Source organism: Lactobacillus isalae (assembly GCF_947539375.1).
Lineage (GTDB): Bacteria > Bacillota > Bacilli > Lactobacillales > Lactobacillaceae > Lactobacillus > Lactobacillus isalae.
Map to the genome: position 1 here is coordinate 1,015,751 of NZ_OX443569.1, position 16,200 is coordinate 1,031,950.

General features: G+C 35.7%; 21 protein-coding genes. 5 read left to right on the top strand and 16 right to left on the bottom strand.

The window, feature by feature from the left end; genetic code table 11:
- Window positions 1-40 precede the first annotated feature (40 nt).
- The gene (gene ezrA / locus QM512_RS04880; RefSeq protein WP_282806389.1) at window positions 41-1,756 is read right to left on the bottom strand and encodes a septation ring formation regulator EzrA; all 1,716 of its coding nucleotides are present in this window, start codon (window positions 1,754-1,756) and stop codon (window positions 41-43) included.
- A 279-nt stretch (window positions 1,757-2,035) separates the two neighbouring features.
- Between ezrA and rpsD the strand changes: the two genes are divergently transcribed.
- The 5 genes from rpsD (at window position 2,036) to QM512_RS04905 (ending at window position 5,637) form a co-directional block, all read left to right on the top strand.
- The gene (gene rpsD / locus QM512_RS04885; protein ID WP_003647084.1) at window positions 2,036-2,647 is read left to right on the top strand and encodes a 30S ribosomal protein S4; all 612 of its coding nucleotides are present in this window, start codon (window positions 2,036-2,038) and stop codon (window positions 2,645-2,647) included.
- Window positions 2,648-2,764: 117 nt separating this feature from the next.
- Entirely contained in the window at window positions 2,765-3,229 is a 465-nt protein-coding gene (locus tag QM512_RS04890) for a YueI family protein (RefSeq protein ID WP_282806390.1), read from the top strand.
- Between the two features lie 2 nt (window positions 3,230-3,231).
- A complete protein-coding gene (locus QM512_RS04895) occupies window positions 3,232-4,530 on the top strand; it encodes a replication-associated recombination protein A (RefSeq protein ID WP_282806391.1) in 1,299 nt (432 codons plus the stop codon).
- A gap of 285 nt (window positions 4,531-4,815) precedes the next feature.
- A complete protein-coding gene (locus tag QM512_RS04900; protein ID WP_282806392.1) occupies window positions 4,816-5,100 on the top strand; it encodes a hypothetical protein in 285 nt (94 codons plus the stop codon).
- 57 nt (window positions 5,101-5,157) lie between these two features.
- Entirely contained in the window at window positions 5,158-5,637 is a 480-nt protein-coding gene (locus tag QM512_RS04905; RefSeq protein ID WP_282806393.1) for a universal stress protein, read from the top strand.
- Window positions 5,638-5,688: 51 nt separating this feature from the next.
- Here QM512_RS04905 and QM512_RS04910 read toward each other — a convergent pair whose 3' ends face one another.
- From QM512_RS04910 to upp, 15 genes are all read right to left on the bottom strand, one after another.
- Entirely contained in the window at window positions 5,689-6,885 is a 1,197-nt protein-coding gene (locus QM512_RS04910) for an FtsW/RodA/SpoVE family cell cycle protein (protein ID WP_282806394.1), read from the bottom strand.
- Between the two features lie 18 nt (window positions 6,886-6,903).
- Complete coding sequence (locus QM512_RS04915) at window positions 6,904-7,131, bottom strand: DUF2969 domain-containing protein (RefSeq protein ID WP_282806395.1); 228 nt, start codon at window positions 7,129-7,131, stop codon at window positions 6,904-6,906.
- 10 nt (window positions 7,132-7,141) lie between these two features.
- Window positions 7,142-7,435, bottom strand: coding sequence for a membrane protein insertion efficiency factor YidD (gene yidD, locus QM512_RS04920; RefSeq protein WP_282806396.1), 294 nt, complete (start codon window positions 7,433-7,435; stop codon window positions 7,142-7,144).
- 1 nt (window position 7,436) lies between these two features.
- Entirely contained in the window at window positions 7,437-7,622 is a 186-nt protein-coding gene (locus tag QM512_RS04925; RefSeq protein ID WP_282806397.1) for a DNA-directed RNA polymerase subunit beta, read from the bottom strand.
- Between the two features lie 2 nt (window positions 7,623-7,624).
- Window positions 7,625-8,614, bottom strand: coding sequence for a rod shape-determining protein (gene mreB, locus QM512_RS04930; protein WP_282806398.1), 990 nt, complete (start codon window positions 8,612-8,614; stop codon window positions 7,625-7,627).
- Window positions 8,615-8,721: 107 nt separating this feature from the next.
- Window positions 8,722-8,955: a DUF1146 family protein gene (locus tag QM512_RS04935; RefSeq protein WP_394358301.1), complete on the bottom strand. Its 234-nt coding sequence runs from the start codon at window positions 8,953-8,955 to the stop codon at window positions 8,722-8,724.
- A gap of 48 nt (window positions 8,956-9,003) precedes the next feature.
- Entirely contained in the window at window positions 9,004-9,444 is a 441-nt protein-coding gene (locus QM512_RS04940; protein ID WP_282806399.1) for a F0F1 ATP synthase subunit epsilon, read from the bottom strand.
- A gap of 11 nt (window positions 9,445-9,455) precedes the next feature.
- Entirely contained in the window at window positions 9,456-10,898 is a 1,443-nt protein-coding gene (gene atpD / locus QM512_RS04945; RefSeq protein ID WP_003648568.1) for a F0F1 ATP synthase subunit beta, read from the bottom strand.
- A gap of 22 nt (window positions 10,899-10,920) precedes the next feature.
- Window positions 10,921-11,877, bottom strand: a complete 957-nt coding sequence (locus QM512_RS04950) for a F0F1 ATP synthase subunit gamma (protein ID WP_282806400.1) — start codon at window positions 11,875-11,877, stop codon at window positions 10,921-10,923.
- Window positions 11,878-11,894: 17 nt separating this feature from the next.
- Entirely contained in the window at window positions 11,895-13,406 is a 1,512-nt protein-coding gene (gene atpA / locus QM512_RS04955; protein ID WP_004897610.1) for a F0F1 ATP synthase subunit alpha, read from the bottom strand.
- A 14-nt stretch (window positions 13,407-13,420) separates the two neighbouring features.
- Window positions 13,421-13,969: a F0F1 ATP synthase subunit delta gene (locus QM512_RS04960; protein ID WP_282806401.1), complete on the bottom strand. Its 549-nt coding sequence runs from the start codon at window positions 13,967-13,969 to the stop codon at window positions 13,421-13,423.
- Window positions 13,969-14,469, bottom strand: coding sequence for a F0F1 ATP synthase subunit B (gene atpF / locus QM512_RS04965; protein WP_282806402.1), 501 nt, complete (start codon window positions 14,467-14,469; stop codon window positions 13,969-13,971). Before atpF ends, QM512_RS04960 begins: the two co-directional genes overlap by 1 nt.
- 49 nt (window positions 14,470-14,518) lie before the next feature.
- On the bottom strand, window positions 14,519-14,731 hold the full coding sequence (gene atpE / locus QM512_RS04970; protein ID WP_003648563.1) for a F0F1 ATP synthase subunit C: 213 nt from the start codon (window positions 14,729-14,731) through the stop codon (window positions 14,519-14,521).
- 19 nt (window positions 14,732-14,750) lie between these two features.
- Complete coding sequence (atpB, locus tag QM512_RS04975) at window positions 14,751-15,467, bottom strand: F0F1 ATP synthase subunit A (RefSeq protein WP_282806403.1); 717 nt, start codon at window positions 15,465-15,467, stop codon at window positions 14,751-14,753.
- 91 nt (window positions 15,468-15,558) lie between these two features.
- The gene (gene upp / locus QM512_RS04980) at window positions 15,559-16,188 is read right to left on the bottom strand and encodes a uracil phosphoribosyltransferase (RefSeq protein WP_004897613.1); all 630 of its coding nucleotides are present in this window, start codon (window positions 16,186-16,188) and stop codon (window positions 15,559-15,561) included.
- Window positions 16,189-16,200 lie beyond the last annotated feature (12 nt).

A 16,200-nucleotide genomic window follows, 5' to 3' on the forward strand; every position in this document is an offset into this window, starting at 1 on the left:
ATATAAAATCTTAACTTAAAAATACTATTGCTTCAATCATTTACTCTTCTTCTTGCTCGCTGTAGTATTCTTTTTCGATTCTTTGATAGCTTCCTGGTTCTACTTTTTCTAAAGCAGTAGCAATTACATCCAAAGCTTCTTTATATTCGTACTTATTTTGATATAAGTCATATGCTTCTTTTCGAGCACGTTTAATTGCTGGATTTGAAATGTATTTGTTTGAATACTGCATCGTCAATTCAACCAAATCAGAAGAATTTAGAATTTCGTCTGCTTCCTTCTTTAAACGTTCAATATCTTCTTGAATTTGAATCAATTCGCTAGATATTTTTTCCATGTTAATTCTAACTTGATTCAACTCATTGTCAGTATGCTTAACCTCATTTAAAACCAAAGTATACATCTGAATGAAACTTTCAGGTTTACCAGGTAGCTGACGACGTTCTACTTTGCGATAAACTAAAGAAATCTCCTGTTTGAAATGAATAATTGAATCATTAGCGATCTTTTCGGCATCAAACAATCCATCTACATCACCTGAAAGTTTCTTTTCAGTTTTTTCAATTTCCTTTAAATTATCAAGCATTGTCAGCCATTTATTCTCAATCTGCGAATAAACACCGTTGCCGTCAGCAATCTTTTGACAATCAACATCAAAATCAGAATTCATTCGACTAACCTGACTCTTTAGTTGTCGAGCTTCAGCAAGTTCACCATGAGTTAACTCATAACTTTGATCAACATGCTCTAACTTAGCTACAAGCTGATTAGATGCGTTACCTACATGGGAAAGAATTTGAAGAATTTTATCTTGATTATTATCAACAAATGGGCGAGCTTTAAATTCTTTGGTAAGAATATCGTACAAGCTATCAATTCGTGTACTTATTTCCTTATTATTCTTTTCCACCTTTTCAAGTTCTAGCTTATTTAGGCTCTTTTTAGTGTTATCAACTAATTCACGTAAGCTCTTAATCTCTTCTAAGACATCAACTTCAGTAATCTTATACTTATCTTTCACCATTTGGCGGTAAGTATTGCTAAGTTCATTTAGTTGATCTGGAAAGACATTTTTTAGCTCTTGATCAAAATTCTCTACCTTAGGAAGATCAGTCTTTAAAGTACTAAGTTTCGTATCAATTTTAGTTAATACCTTTTTAGCTTCTTCATGATCTCCTTCACCTGATAAATTCTTTACAGTTTGAAAGTCACTTTCTAAGGTTGCTAGATCTTCTTCAATCTGATCAATTGCATTTCCGTAATTAAATGATTGCGACAATATTTTTTTACGCAATTGTTGATAGTCCTTTGACAAAGCAGCATAATGCTTTTGATTATCACGATTTGCCTCTAGTAAATTAGTAAAGATCTGCTTGCTGCGTTCAACATTATCTTGATTCGTTTGCAGTAATTCCGTTGCTTCTTTAATTAATTGACGCGTTTTTATTAAATTAAATTTTGCATTAAGTCCAGCTGCTTGTTCAAGAAGATGCTTCAATTCTCCAACATCTTTGGTATCAACTTTTTGATATACTTTTTGCCATCTTTTAAAAGTTTCCAAGCTTTTACCGGCTAATTCCATTTTTTCTAGACGTTTAATATCTTCTTCAACGCTCAGATCTTTTAATTCATCAGTTAGCGCATCTAATTCCGCAATCTGATGATTAAAATATTTATTAAGAATAACAACTGTAGCAATAGCAGCAATTATAGCAATTAATATTACAATAATAAGAATAGATAACCCTGATGACATAATACCCTCCATATTTCATATTAATTATACCAGACTTCATCTCAATCCCAGCCAGAAAATCCTTACTTTTACTTGCTTTAAAACTATTTTCTTACTATAATAGTCTTCGTGTAAAATATTTGCAGCAATAAGTGACAAGAACGTCAACATCTTGAGGCGTTTAGTGAACGAGTAACCCGCGCTGCACTGGGCGAAACATGCAACTCGAGATGCACGAATGTTGAACTTATTTCTCATATTTTACTCCAAAAAATTATTATTTTTTATGGAGGATTTTTTATGTCAAGATATACTGGTCCAAGTTGGAAACGTTCAAGACGCTTAGGTATCTCACTTTCAGGTACTGGTAAAGAAATTAGCCGTCGTAACTACGCACCTGGTGATCATGGTCCTAACAACCGTGCTAAGGTTTCTGAATATGGTCAACAATTAAAGGAAAAGCAAAAGTTACGTTGGATGTTTGGTTTAAATGAACGTCAATTCCAAAACTTATTCATCCGTGCCGGCAAGATTCGTGAAGGTAAGCACGGTGTTAACTTTATGGCTTTACTTGAAAGACGTTTAGACAACATCGTTTACCGTTTAGGTTTAGCTTCAACTAGAGAACAAGCTAGACAACTTGTTAACCACGGTCACATCTTAGTAGATGGCAAGCGTGTTGACATTCCTTCATACGAAGTTAAAGTTGGTCAAGAAATCAGCTTAAGAGATAAGTCAAAGAACTTGCAACAAGTTAAGGACGCTTTAGATGCAGTTGTATCACGTCCACCATTTGTTTCATTTGACGACAGCAAGATGACTGGTACTTTAGTTCGTCTTCCAGAACGTGACGAAATGGAACCAGAAGTTGATGAAGCTCTTATCGTTGAATGGTACAACAAGAAGCTTTAATATTTACTGCTTCATTACAAAAGTCTTTCCTATTTTGGAAAGACTTTTTTGTTTTCTTCTTTTCTGCTTTGTTACACTATGAATGTGACATTGTTTACTATAAAGGAAAAATAAATTATGACTGAAGATTTAAATACACGTCTAGAACATGCAGCCAAAGGAATAACTCCTCAAACTTGTCCCGATGAACGCAGAAAGTACTTAGGCTCTCTTCGCGAACGAGTTTTAGTAAGAATGACTGTGGCAGAAACCAATAATCACAACTTAGATACCCTATTCTTAAAAAATATTAATGACTTTAATGGCTACACTATTTTAATTAATGGAAAAATGCCTCAAAATGATTTTATTAATAAATTAATGGGAATATGTTCTCAAAAAGATATTAAGTTCACTTTAATAAATGATGATACAGCTAAAAATGAACCGGATGCTACGGGAATCTTAGTCGTTTCTAAAACAGCTATTAACCATTATCGAATTGAAATTAATCAAGTTTATGCACCCGAAGCTCCTCATGAGCAACTTTCAGAACCTAAAAAAGAAACTTTTTGGGATAAACTATTTAGAAAAAAGGACTAAACATGAAACCTCTTGCTTATCGTATGCGTCCAAGAAACTTAGATGAAGTAGTCGGACAAGAACATTTAGTAGGAAAGAAAAAAATAATCAGAAGAATGGTTGAAGCAAAACTATTATCTTCAATGATTCTTTATGGTCCACCAGGTATCGGTAAAACAAGTATAGCCAGTGCAATTGCTGGGTCAACTAAATATGCATTTAGGAAACTTAATGCTGCAACAGATACAAAAAAGGATCTTCAAATTGTTGCTGAAGAAGGAAAAATGAGTGGTACTGTTATCTTACTTTTAGATGAAATTCATCGTCTAGATAAGACAAAGCAAGATTTTCTACTGCCACTGTTAGAATCTGGCAATATTATTTTAATTGGTGCAACAACAGAAAATCCATACATCTCTATCTCTCCCGCAATTCGATCCCGCTGCCAAATTTTTGAATTGCATCGTTTAAAAAGTGATGATATTTCAAAAGCAATCGACAGAGCTTTAAATGATCCTGAAAATGGCTTAGGTAAATATAATGTTGAACTAACCAAGGATGCGAGAGCTTTACTAATAGAAAAAGGAAATGGTGATTTAAGATCAACTCTTAACGCTTTAGAGTTGGCAGTCCTATCAACCGATCAAGAGCGAAAAGAAAAAGATCACCATGATAAACTCGTCATTGATAAAACTGAAATGCAAGATTCAATTCAGTTTAAGTCTCAAAATTATGACTCAAATGGCGATGGTCATTATGATTTACTCTCCGCTTTTCAAAAATCAATCAGGGGTTCCGATACTGATGCTGCTCTTTATTACTTAGGAAATCTTTGCGAATCAGACGACCTCGTGGCAATCTGTAGACGCCTATTAGTAATTGCATATGAAGACATTGGACTTGCTAACCCTCCTGCTTGCAGCCGTGTAGTCAGTGCAGTACAAGCTGCGCAGATGGTCGGACTACCAGAAGCTCGAATCATCTTATCAAATGCCGTAATTGAACTTTGCCTTTCACCAAAGAGCAACAGCGCAATTACTGCCATTGATTCAGCATTAAGTGATATTCGAAGTAAACAAAATGATCCAATTCCTGATAGCTTAAAAGATGCTCATTATAAGGGTGCGGATAAACTAAATCATGGAGTTTCTTATATTTATCCGCACGACTTTAACGGGGATTGGGTTGCCCAGCAGTATTTACCAAACAACTTAAAAGATGTCTCCTACTTTAAGCCCAAAGGAAATTCTAAAGTTGAAGATGCGCTCAAACGACAATATTTACGACTAAAAAAAATGCAACATGATGGCTTACAAAAGTAGATTCAATTTGTTGACATTAAATATATCTTTGCTAGAATAGATAGTGATCTGAGTTGATCAACCTAATTACAAAGTTGACCGATCAAACTAAAGACGTTGGAATTTATGAATAACATCTGAATCGGAATACTAGCTTGACCTAGGATCCATATTCACTGCGACATAGATTCAATTTTTGAACACTGCGGGTTCAACAAGCGTCATTATGTTGCAGTCAACTCAGATTTTATTGAAATTTAAGGAAGCGGCGTAAGCCGCTTTTTTTATTAAGTGAGGATTAATTAAGTGGTATTAAAAGTTTTAATGCTAATCTTTATTTTATTAGTATTTATCACAGCTTGGTATTTGATTAAAAGTAAAAATAAGGGCCAGTTTATTATCTTTACTTTTATTGGCAACAGAAAAATCAATACTCTGTTTTCTGTTACAAGTCTTATATTAGTTTTAACCGGTATTGTTGGAATTATCATTTTATTTACATTGCCTAAAGTATTTAACTTTATTACTTTAATTGTTGCTGCTATGGCAATTTCAATCTTCTCTTTTACTTTTATGAATTTAAATGAATAGTTTTATTACTCAATTTAAATCAAATTTTGGTAAAATATTGATGGAGAGGTGATCAACATGTTAAAACAATACCAGCATATCCAAGTTGCCGTAGATGGTTCTAAAGAAGCTGATGTTGCATTCAGCAAAGCTGTTGAAGTAGCCAAAAGAAATGGCGCTACTCTTGAAATTTTACACGTAGTAGATACTCGTGCTTTCCAAGATGTTTCTAGCTTTGATTCTGCAATGGTTGAACAAGTATCAGAAGAAGCAAAAACTAAGATCGAAGAATATTATAACCGTGCAAAAGAAGCCGGCGTTAAAGATGTTCATTATTCAATTGAATTTGGTTCTCCTAAGAATATCATTGCTCACGAATTTCCTGAAGAACACAACATCGACTTAATTATTCTAGGTGCCACTGGTTTAAATGCAGTTGAAAGATTATTAATCGGTAGTATTACTGAATACGTTACACGGACAGCTGCTTGTGATGTTCTAGTAATTCGTCAACCAGCTGCACAAAACGAAGATATTAAGAAAAACCAAGAAAATTAACGGTATAAAAAAAGCCTCGTCAAAATTAATGACGAGGTCTTTTTTATACTATTAAAAGTCTCCAGCAGTACTAAAAATATAATCTTTATGATGCCATTTCATTGATAAAATTAATCCAATTCCAATCATATTTCCTAGTAAGGCTGATCCACCTTGAGAAACAAATGGCAAAGGAATACCAGTCAATGGTAATAAATCAATGCCCATTCCGATGTTTTCGAAAACGTGGAATAAAATCATCATAATTATTCCAGTAGAGATGTAAGAATAGAAGGCATTTTTAGTTTCAAAAGTAATCTTTACCATTTGAAAGATTAGATAGAAATAAATCAAAATCAAAGCACAGCATCCTACAAATCCTAGGGATTCACCAATCACAGAAAAGACCATATCTGACGTTCTAACTGGAACATAAACACTCACTTTTCCAAAACCATGACCCCAAATTTGTCCTGATCCGACTGCCTTCATGCTTTGCCACAATTGGTAAGCTCCTGATGAAGTATCTTGCGACGGATTAAGCCATGAATTTATTCTTTGGAACTGATAAGCTCTAAAATTAAATGCACTTCCTAAGAATGCCTGTCCTCCAGGAGTAGTAACTAATAGAATAGCTGTTGCACCAATGATAAATACCAAACCATAAACTGGGACAATTATTTTCCACGTAATTCCAGAAACTAAGATTACTCCACCAACAATGGCGAAGAAAACCAACATAGTACCAAAGTCATTTTGTAGTTTTAATAATACTGCAACTGGAATTAGCCATGCGAATATCTTTCCAATTAAAAGCCAGTCCGTTTTAAACGTATGAGCATATTGTTCATTATGTCGTTCTACAACTCTGGCTAACATTAAAATAAATGCTGGCTTCATAATTTCTGACGGCTGAAAAGTTAAGGGTCCGAGTTTGAACCAACTTTTAGCACCAGTATCCGCAAAAACCTGTCGGTTATATAAAAACAGAACTGCAATAAGTAATACAATTCCAATTCCATATACGATTGGAGCAATTTTAAAAAGTTGCTCTGCATCAAATTGCATTACAAAAATAACTAGTCCAATTGATACAAGATACCAAACTGCTTGTGTAATAACCGCCTTTACGGGACTACCCATTTTAGGGTCATTTACAGTAGCGACCCAAATGCCATACAAACTGATGACGGCTAATAAAAAGACTGGAACTACTACACCCCAAGCGATGCGATCATACCAATCTGCTTTATTTTCAACTTTTGTCATTGTATATCCCTACTTTGTTTATTTTTCATGCAAAGTAAAGTATGAAAGCAATTCATTAATAGCACTTTCTAAAGTCTTAGAATAAAGACTATGATTTGTTTTAGAAGATACTACGTGGTAGCGTTCTTCTTCTTGTTCAATAATTCCAATTGAACGCTTGCCTGGAATAATAACTTCCCAGGTAGGTGTTGAAGTGCCTTTTCTTTCGTTAACTTCAATATCAATACTTTCCAATTTTCTAGACATATGTAATCTCCTACTTTTTATTCGAATGAAATGCCTGCGCAATAATTTCGTCTTCATATCTTTCAGGATGAGGATTACGACGCAGTGTAAAATAATCCGGTACTGGATCTACTCCTCCCTTAACAAAGGGATTGCAACGCAATATTCGCGATGTTCCCATCATTAAGCCTAAGATTGCCCCATGCTTTTTCAAAGCGTCAATCATATAGGTTGAGCATGTAGGATAATACCTACATGTTGGCGGCAAAATTGGAGAAATAAATTTTTTATAAACATTTACCAACCCAATTAACAATCTATTCATTTTAACTTAAAAATTCAAAAAAATGAACCCATGTGGTAGGAAAGAAAATTGCAAAAGGATTACCACTTGCGACACCGCATCCAATCAATGCTCCAATCAGCATTGTTACAAACAAGTACAAAAGAATCTTTCCCACTTTTTTTAAATGCTTACCTACTAATGAAAAATTAAAACTTTCTCTGTTCATAATTAATGTCTCTGGTGATTTTCAATATTTTTAAGTAATACACCTGTACCATTGGCAACTGCTTCTAATGGATTATCAGCTTTTAAAACAGGGACTTGAAGATAATAAGTAATCAATTTATCAATATTTTTAAGTAAAGCCCCACCACCAGTTAACATAATACCTCGATCAATAATATCAGCAGATAACTCTGGCGGTGTTTGTTCTAAAACTTCTTTAGTGGCTGCAACAATTGACATTAAACCATCTTCAAGAGCTTTTTGTACCTCTAATTCGTTAATAGTAACTTGTTTTGGCAATCCATCAACCATATCACGTCCACGAACAGTCATTTTCTTAGTTGGATCAGCTTCAAAAGCGGTTCCCAACTGAATTTTGATTTGTTCAGCAGTGTGTTGTCCAATTAAAAGGTTCTTGCTTCTCTTGATATAACTTGCAATAGCTTGATTCATTTTGTCACCAGCCCAACGAAGGGAACGAGAAGTTACAATTTCTCCCATTGACAAAACTGCGATATCTGTCGTACCACCACCAATATCAATAACCATGTTTCCTTGAGGTTTAAAGATGTCTAAACCAGCCCCAACAGCTGCAACTTTAGGTTCAAAGTCTAAATATACACGACCGCCTCCAGACTTCTCAGCAGCTTGAATAATGGCTTTTTGCTCAATTGAAGTAACCCCAGTAGGAGCACAAATTAAAATGTTAGGTTTTGACATAAAACCTTTTACATTTAATTTTTCAATAAAATAGCTTAACATTTCTTCTGTAATATCAAAATCAGCAATTACACCATTCTTTAAAGGTCTAATTACTCTAATATTACCTGGTGTACGCCCTACCATCTTATATGCCTCAGTACCGACTGCGACAACTTTATCTTTATCAGTATCAACAGCAACAACGGAAGGTTCATTTAAAACAATTCCTTTGCCAGATACGTTTATCAGAACATTTGCAGTTCCTAAATCAATTCCTATATCTCTTGCCACGCTAGTGCCTCCAGTATTTAATCATTAAAAATTGTAACATAAATACCGCTGTACTTTAAGAACAAGTACAAAGAACTAGTATTCTAAATAATTTCTTATGAAATTCATTAAAAAAGCATTTTTAAAGCAAGTGACTGATCAACTAAAGCTAAAATAAACTGTCCAACTAAAAATCCTAAAGCAATGGATACAAAGAGCAAAAATACTTGAATTTCAAAAGTATGTCCTTTTTTAAATAGTTGATCCACTCTCAATCCTTTTACTGCTCTGAAAGAAAAAGCAATAGTTACTAAATACGTTATAAGACTAACAATTGCATGTATTCCTACTTGTTTCATCATATAATTTTCTCCATAAAAAAAGACGAACAAGATGTTCGTCTTTTTCTTTTATTTGCCGTAATTTTCACGTACATGCAATCTGTTAACCGCACGACGTAAAGCAATTTCAGCTTCTAACATTTCTCTCTCATTATGCTTTTCTTTAGCTTCTTGCATGTGTTGTTCTGCCCGCTTCTTAGCTGACCGTGCACGTTGAACATCAATGTTTCGAGCACGTTCCGCACTATCTGCTATAATTGTAGCTTCATTGTTTGAAAACTCGATGTAGCCACCGTTAACAGCGATATGATCAATACGATCATTCATTTCATGCGTTCTCTTTACACGAACTTCACCAATAGCCAAAGGTGTAACAATTGGAAGGTGATCATACATAATAGTACGTTCACCATCAATTGCCCTCATTGCTACCATAGTAGCATTATGAGAATAGACAATCCCATCAGGTGTTACAACGCTAACTTTTAAAATCTTTTCTGGATCTGCCATAACGCATCACCCTACTTTGCTTCTAGCATTGCTTTTGCTTCAGGATTTTTAGGAGTAACTCCCATCTTTTCAGCCTTCTTAACAACGTCTTCAATTGGTCCAACGTTACGGAAAGCATCTTCTGGAAGATCATCTAATTTACCATCAATGATCATCTTGAAGCCTTTAATTGTTTCTTTAATTGGAACATATGAACCTGGAAGACCAGTAAATTGTTCAGCAACAAAGAAGTTTTGTGAAAGGAAGAATTGAATCTTTCTTGCACGTTCAACAATTAATTTTTCATCATCTGATAATTCATCCATACCTAAAACGGAAATGATATCTTGCAATTCTTGATAACGTTGCAAAATATGTTGAACTTGGACAGCTACTTCATAGTGTTCTTCACCAACAACTTCAGGATCAAGTGCACTAGAAGTTGACTCAAGTGGGTCAACAGCTGGATAAATACCTTGTTCAACCAAACGACGTTCTAGGTTAGTAGTAGCATCCAAGTGAGCGAATGTAGTTGCTGGAGCTGGGTCAGTATAGTCGTCAGCTGGAACATAAACAGCCTGAATTGAAGTGATAGATCCCTTCTTAGTAGAAGTGATACGCTCTTGTAGTTGACCCATTTCAGTTGCCAAAGTTGGTTGGTAACCAACGGCACTTGGCATACGACCAAGAAGAGCGGAAACTTCAGAACCAGCCTGAGTGAAACGGAAAATATTATCAATAAACAATAATACGTCCAAGCCTTCAACATCACGGAAGTATTCCGCAATAGTCAAACCAGTTAATGCAACACGCATTCTGGCACCAGGTGGCTCGTTCATCTGACCAAAGACCATGGCAGTCTTTGATAGAACTCCAGATGCCTTCATTTCAAAGTAAAGGTCATTACCTTCACGTGTTCTTTCACCAACACCGGTGAATACTGAAATACCACCGTGTTCTTGAGCAATGTTGTGAATTAATTCTTGGATAATAGTTGTCTTACCAACACCGGCACCACCGAATAGACCAACTTTACCACCACGAACATATGGTTCAAGCAAATCAATAACTTTAATACCAGTTTCAAGAATTTCTTCACTCGTACTTAATTCATCGTACTTAGGTGCTTCTTTATGAATACCTTCACGTTTTACATCTTTACCTAAAGCAGGACCACCATCAATTGGATCACCTAATACGTTAAAGACACGTCCTAAAGTATCTTTACCAACAGGAACAGAAATTGGAGCACCTGTGTCTTCAACTTCCATTCCACGTCTCAAACCGTCGGTAGATTCCATTGAGATAGTTCTTAAAACACCATCACCAAGTTCTAGTGTAACTTCAAGAACAAGTGTATCACCGTTATTGTTTGTGACACGTAAGGCGTTATTAATATCAGGCAAATCTTTATCTAGTGGGAATTCCACATCAACGACAGGTCCAATAACTTGGACAATTTCGCCTTTACCCAAAACATCTACCTCCTTTTCTATTTTATTCTAAGGCATTTGCACCACCGATAATTTCGGTAATTTCGGTAGTAATTTGTGCCTGTCTTGCTCGGTTCAATTTAGTCTTCAAACCAGAAACAACATCATCAGCATTTTTAGATGCACTTTGCATTGCAGTCATTGAACTTGCATGTTCTGCTGTTTTAGCATCCAAAATAGCCCCAAAGATCATTGATTTAGCAAATTGAGGTAAAACCGTCTTTAATACTGAATCAACATCTGGTTCAATGATGTAATCCTTTGGCATTGTATCTTTATGATTAATATCAATATCAGAAATTGGAAGCATACTTTCTACTCTAAAAGCAGAAGTTAATGTATTTACGTGGTGAGTATAACAAACGAAAAGTTCGTCATAAACTCCATTTAAATACATCTTCACAGCAGTTTGAACAATATCTCTTACTTCATTATAAGTTGGAACATCACTCACACCGCTATATTCATACACAACATTAAGATTTTGCTTCTTAAAGAATTGTGCTGCTACACTACCAACTGCCAAAATCTTAACGTCTTTATCTTGAGCGTCGGCATCTTTAAAGATACTCATCATATTCTTAATAACTTGACTGTTATAAGAACCAACTAAACCTCTATCCCCACTGATTACTAAATAACCAGTAGATTTAATCTTTTTACGAGGTTGAACTAAAGACGCAAGAGTACCTAAATCAAAGAAATTACTGTAATCGATGCTAGCAGAGCCACCAAATTCGTTGTATTCTTTAGTTTCTTTACCCAATTGTTTAACAATTTGTGAACTCATTAAGTGAGAAACTGTTGCTCTAACTTTATCGTTGTAAATAGTATATTCTTGATCTAGTTTTTCAGTTCTGTTCAATTTAACACCAGAAACCATTCTCATAGCCTCGGTGATTTGACCAGTCTTCTGGATTGAAGCAATCTTTTTTTTCAGTTCAAGGAGAGATTCTGCCAATGAAAAAACCTCCTCTTCTATTTCTTACTGATTGAAAAACCTTCGTTGAAGTTCTTTAAAGCCTCATTAAGCTTATCTTCCTCAGGTAAATCTCCTGTAGTACGGATTACGTCAAGTAAGTCATTATAGTTACTTGCGAAGTAATCATATAATTCAAGTTCATAACGTTGAATATCAGGTACAGGAATTGCATCCAAAAAGCCATGTGTTAAAGCATAAAGAATCAATACTTCATCTTCAACAGGTAGTGGCTTGTGAAGTGGCTGCTTCAATACTTCAACTGTACGACGACCACGATTTAACTTAGCCTGAGTAGCTTGATCAAGATCACTACCAAATTGAGCGAAACTTTCAAGCTCTCTATATGAAGCCAAGTCCACACGCAACGTACCTGCTACTTTCTTCATAGCCTTGATCTGTGCACTACCACCAACACGAGAAACAGATTCACCAGCGTTAATGGCAGGACGAGTACCAGCAAAGAATAAATCAGCTTCCAAGAAAATCTGTCCATCAGTAATGGAAATAACGTTAGTTGGAATATATGCTGAAATATCTCCAGCTTGGGTTTGAATAAATGGTAAGGCAGTCATAGAACCGCCACCAAGTTTCTTATTCAACTTAGCACTACGTTCTAGTAAACGAGAGTGTAAGTAGAATACGTCACCTGGGTAAGCTTCACGACCAGGCGGACGACGAAGAAGTAAGGAAATTTCACGGTAAGCAACGGCTTGTTTACTTAAGTCGTCAAATACAATTAATACATCCTTACCATTGTACATAAACTCTTCACCCATAGCAGTACCTGCATATGGAGCGATGTAAAGCATTGGTGCTGGTTCACTAGGTCCAGCTTCAACTACGATTGTGTAGTCCATAGCACCAAATCGTTTTAAGGTTTCAACAGAGTTCTTAACTGTTGATTCCTTTTGACCAATGGCAACGTAAATACAAATGACGTCTTGTCCCTTTTGATTAATAATAGTGTCCAAAGCAAGAGCAGTTTTACCTGTCTTACGGTCACCAATAATCAATTCACGCTGTCCTCGACCAATTGGAACTAAAGCGTCAATAGCTTTAATACCAGTTTGTAAAGGTTGGTTAACGGATTGTCTATCCATAACACCAGGAGCTTTACTTTCAATAGGTCTAGTCTTATCAGTCTTAATCTCACCTAAACCATCTACTGGTTGTCCTAATGGGTTCACAACACGACCAATTAATTGATCGCCAACAGGAACTTCCATAATTCGACCAGTACGCTTAACTTGGTCACCTTCACGAATATCGTCAAAGCGACCCAAGATGATGATACCAACATCATTAGCTTCTAGGTTTTGCGCAATACCATATGAACCATTAGAAAATTGTAATAATTCACTTGATAATACGTTGTTTAGACCGTGAGCACGGGCGATACCGTCACCGACGTAGGTAACAGTACCAACTTCGTTGACGTTGAGCTTATCATCATATTTCTCAAGTTGTTGCTTGATCAAAGCGCTAATTTCTTCCGCTTTAATGCTCAATGGTTTCACCTCTTTTATCTATTTTCAATTAATTGCTCACGAATTTGTTGCAATCTAGTTCTTATAGAACCATCAATAATTCGATCCCCGACTTTGAGGATGATACCTCCCAAGATACTGGAATCCACTTCATTTGTCAGAATCAATTCCTTAAAGCCATACTTCTTGGCATAAGCTTGACTAATACGATTTAATTCATCTTCTTCAAGCTTAATAGCACTAACTGCTGTACCAGAAGCAATATTTTTATCTTGGTCATACAATGCATCGAATGCATTAATAATCTCAGTTAACGCATTAAATCTTCTGTATTCTAAGAGAAAGTCTAAAAAGTTCTTTGTCTCAGCAGAAAATTCATTACTAAAACTAGATAAAAATTCTTCTTTTTGATTCTTTCGAATAATTGGATCGCTTAACAAGCGTAGCATGTCAGGATTTTCTTTAGCTACTTGAAGCAACACATTCATATCTTCGTGTACTTCATCAAGCTTTTTAGCATCCTGTGCGTAAGCAAACAAAGCTTTACTGTATCTGGAAGCAATTTCTTCTCTACTTAAAGCCATTAGTCATTCAGCCCCTTGATAAATTGATCTACCAAGTCTTTCTGATCTGCAGCAGATAAACTCTTACTAATTACTTTTTCAGCAATTGCAACAGAAATATCCGCTACTTGATCACGAGCTTCGTTTAGAGCATCAGTCTTTGCTTGTGCAGCATCTTTAGATGCTCTTTCTCTAATTGCGGCAGCTTCTTGATCAGCTTGACTAATAATACTATTCTTAGTCTTTTCCGCATTGCTCTTTGCAGTAGAAAGAATTTGTGTTGCCTCTTGTTTAGAGTCTTTCAATGCAGCTTCACGTTGATTAGCAAGAAGAGCTGCCTTTTTACGGTCGCTTTCTGCTTGATCAAGATCACTGATCACCTTTTGACGACGCTTTTCCATCATCTTTGTTACTGGGCCCCAAGCAAAATGCTTAACTAAAAGGAGCAAAGCAGCAAAGATCAAAAGATAGTAAAGCGTATCTCCTAACTCTAATTTTAAGGCTGCAAACATAAATTGCATGTCTCAACCCTTCTTTCTCGTAATTACGATCTTATCTCTAAAACGCAAATTACAGGAAGAGAATCAAGAAACCAATAACGATAGCCAAAATAGGAACGGCTTCGATCAAACCAACACCGATAAACATAGTTGATCTTAAGTTGTTAGCAGATTCTGGTTGTCTTGCGATACCTTCAATAGTTTTTGAAATAACTTTTCCGTTACCCCAGGAAGCAGCTAAAGCAGCTAAACCGGCGGCAATTGCGGCAGCTAAATATTTCATAGAAAAAACCTCCGTAAAATTATTCTTCAGTAACCTTCTTACCAATGTACACCATCGATAGAGTTACGAATACATATGCCTGGATAGAGCCAATAAAGACAGAGAAGCCTTGCCAGATTAAAGTTAGTGGAACCGAAGCGATGACGGTAAACCAACCCGCACTCTTTGCAAAACGTCCACCGATTAAAGTTAGTAAAACTTCACCGGCATAAATATTACCGTAAAGACGTAGTGACAACGTCAAGAAATTAGTGAATTCCTCGATAATATTGATTGGAAGTAAAAATCCAACTGGTTTTGCATAATTTGCAAAATAACCTTTAGCACCAAACTTCTGAACACCAAAGTTATAAGACAAAAGCAATGTCATCATCGCCATAGTCATTGTAATCAATGGGTTGGCAGTTGGTGATTTGACAAGGATATGGTCATTAATTGAAAACTCAAAGAACAAACCCAACTGGTTCATAAAGAAGATGAACATAAATAGGGTAAAGGCATAAAGAGATAGGTGCTTTTGTGCATCTACATCAGCAACATTATCTTTAACAATTCCATTTGTAAAATCAATTAGATATTCTAACAAATTTTGCTTTTTATTAGGTTTCAAAGAAACATTGCGTCCTAAATACCAAACAAGAAAGAAAACCGCAATTGCGACTAACGTTCCCCCTAAGCAGTTAGTTACATTGAAATTCAAGCCGAATAAATTAACGACTACAGATTTCTCATTCACTTCGTGACCTCCCTTCTTGTGCTGAATACCTCAAACACACTAAAAATGATAACACCCAAAAATTTCAATTTCAAAATATTTTTGAGTAAAATTACTTAGTTCCGAACAATCTATCTCCTGCATCCCCTAGACCTGGGTAGATGTAACCGTTATCCATTAATTTTTCATCTTCTGCTGCAGCATAGATGTCAACATCTGGATTTGCTTCTTGAACAGCCTTTACACCTTCAGGAGCAGCTACTAAAACAGCTAATCGAATGTTCTTTGCGCCACGCTTCTTTAATGCCTCAATAGCCATATTTGCTGATCCACCTGTTGCAAGCATTGGATCAACAATAATACATTCACGCTCTTCAATATCTGGTGGCATCTTGAAGAAATATTCATGTGGCTTCAAAGTTTCTTCATCACGATACATTCCAATATGTCCTACCTTTGCAGATGGGATCATTTGAAGAACACCATCAACCATTCCAAGACCAGCACGTAAAATTGGCACAATAACCAACTTCTTACCTGCTAATTCCTTTTGAGTTGACTTTCCGATTGGAGTTTCAATCTCAACATTCTTCAATGGCAAATCGCGTGTCATTTCATACACCATGAGTCCACCAATTTCACCAACAATTTGACGAAATTCATTCGTACCTGTATCTTTCTTACGAATGATTGTCAACTTATGTTGGATCAACGGGTGATTCAAAACGGTAAACTTACCCATAATGGCCTCCTA

Bases quoted from the DNA above. Each gene is read 5' to 3' on its own strand.
- QM512_RS04960 (WP_282806401.1), bottom strand. From the start codon at position 13,969: ATGGCTTTAAGTAGAGAAGAAATTGCTTCCAGATACAGTAAAGCTTTG.
- yidD (WP_282806396.1), bottom strand. From the start codon at position 7,435: ATGAATAGATTGTTAATTGGGTTGGTAAATGTTTATAAAAAATTTATT.
- upp (WP_004897613.1), bottom strand. From the start codon at position 16,188: ATGGGTAAGTTTACCGTTTTGAATCACCCGTTGATCCAACATAAGTTG.
- QM512_RS04925 (WP_282806397.1), bottom strand. From the start codon at position 7,622: ATGAACAGAGAAAGTTTTAATTTTTCATTAGTAGGTAAGCATTTAAAA.
- QM512_RS04940 (WP_282806399.1), bottom strand. From the start codon at position 9,444: ATGGCAGATCCAGAAAAGATTTTAAAAGTTAGCGTTGTAACACCTGAT.
- ezrA (WP_282806389.1), bottom strand. From the start codon at position 1,756: ATGTCATCAGGGTTATCTATTCTTATTATTGTAATATTAATTGCTATA.
- QM512_RS04935 (WP_394358301.1), bottom strand. From the start codon at position 8,955: ATGATGAAACAAGTAGGAATACATGCAATTGTTAGTCTTATAACGTAT.
- QM512_RS04915 (WP_282806395.1), bottom strand. From the start codon at position 7,131: ATGTCTAGAAAATTGGAAAGTATTGATATTGAAGTTAACGAAAGAAAA.
- QM512_RS04910 (WP_282806394.1), bottom strand. From the start codon at position 6,885: ATGACAAAAGTTGAAAATAAAGCAGATTGGTATGATCGCATCGCTTGG.
- QM512_RS04895 (WP_282806391.1), top strand. From the start codon at position 3,232: ATGAAACCTCTTGCTTATCGTATGCGTCCAAGAAACTTAGATGAAGTA.
- rpsD (WP_003647084.1), top strand. From the start codon at position 2,036: ATGTCAAGATATACTGGTCCAAGTTGGAAACGTTCAAGACGCTTAGGT.
- QM512_RS04905 (WP_282806393.1), top strand. From the start codon at position 5,158: ATGTTAAAACAATACCAGCATATCCAAGTTGCCGTAGATGGTTCTAAA.
- atpE (WP_003648563.1), bottom strand. From the start codon at position 14,731: ATGAAATATTTAGCTGCCGCAATTGCCGCCGGTTTAGCTGCTTTAGCT.
- QM512_RS04890 (WP_282806390.1), top strand. From the start codon at position 2,765: ATGACTGAAGATTTAAATACACGTCTAGAACATGCAGCCAAAGGAATA.
- atpF (WP_282806402.1), bottom strand. From the start codon at position 14,469: ATGCAATTTATGTTTGCAGCCTTAAAATTAGAGTTAGGAGATACGCTT.